This is a genomic window from Ureibacillus thermosphaericus, from assembly GCF_012396605.1.
Taxonomy (GTDB): domain Bacteria; phylum Bacillota; class Bacilli; order Bacillales_A; family Planococcaceae; genus Ureibacillus; species Ureibacillus thermosphaericus.
Genome location: NZ_JAAXPW010000080.1, coordinates 1 through 1,237, shown reverse-complemented (window position 1 = coordinate 1,237; position 1,237 = coordinate 1). Strand labels below are relative to the sequence as shown.

Genomic DNA, 1,237 nt, shown 5'->3' with positions numbered 1-1,237 from the left:
TCCGCTACCCACACCTCATCCCCGCACTTTTCAACGTGCGTGGGTTCGGGCCTCCAGTGAGTGTTACCTCACCTTCACCCTGGACATGGGTAGATCACCTGGTTTCGGGTCTACGACCACGTACTCAAAACGCCCTATTCAGACTCGCTTTCGCTGCGGCTCCGCATCTTCTGCTTAACCTTGCACGTAATCGTAACTCGCCGGTTCATTCTACAAAAGGCACGCCATCACCCGTTAACGGGCTCTGACTACTTGTAGGCACACGGTTTCAGGTTCTCTTTCACTCCCCTCCCGGGGTGCTTTTCACCTTTCCCTCACGGTACTGGTTCACTATCGGTCACTAGGGAGTATTTAGCCTTGGGAGATGGTCCTCCCGGATTCCGACGGAATTTCACGTGTTCCGCCGTACTCAGGATCCACTCAGGAGAGGATGGATTTTCGACTACAGGGCTTTTACCTTCTCTGGCCGTCCTTTCCAGAACGGTTCGTCTAACCCATCCTTTTGTAACTCCGTATAGAGTGTCCTACAACCCCAAGAGGCAAGCCTCTTGGTTTGGGCTGTTCCCGTTTCGCTCGCCGCTACTCAGGGAATCGATTTTTCTTTCTTCTCCTCCAGGTACTTAGATGTTTCAGTTCCCTGGGTGTGCCTTCTTAACGCTATGGATTCACGTTAAGATACTGTTCCATTACGAACAGTGGGTTCCCCCATTCGGAAATCTCCGGATCAAAGCTTACTTACAGCTCCCCGAAGCATATCGGTGTTAGTCCCGTCCTTCATCGGCTCCTAGTGCCAAGGCATCCACCGTGCGCCCTTAACAACTTAACCTTTTCGGTTTTCGATACGCTGCGCAATACTTCGTCAATTTCGCTCGTTCGAATCCTCATGTACGCATATAGTACACTCCGGTTCTCACTCGCTCATTTCCTTGTCTTGCTTGCGTCTCGCAACCCTTACGGCTTTCAATCCACGTCGCATTTACGTCGTGTTAGCCTAGTTGTTTGCGCTTTACAGTAAATTGCTTGCTTTCAATGTCGTTTATCCAGTTTTCAAAGAACAACACTATAACTTTGAAGGTCATAAACCTTCAAAACTGAACACAAAACGCTAACGCTTCCGTAAATATCCTTAGAAAGGAGGTGATCCAGCCGCACCTTCCGATACGGCTACCTTGTTACGACTTCACCCCAATCATCTGTCCCACCTTCGGCGGCTGGCTCCCGAAAGGGTTACCTCACC

Annotated in this window: 2 rRNA genes; both read right to left on the bottom strand. The window is 50.4% G+C overall.

The window, feature by feature from the left end:
* A 23S ribosomal RNA gene (locus HF990_RS14845) occupies positions 1-826 on the bottom strand; the annotation flags it as partial.
* A 304-nt stretch (positions 827-1,130) separates the two neighbouring features.
* Positions 1,131-1,237, bottom strand: a 16S ribosomal RNA gene (locus tag HF990_RS14840); the annotation flags it as partial.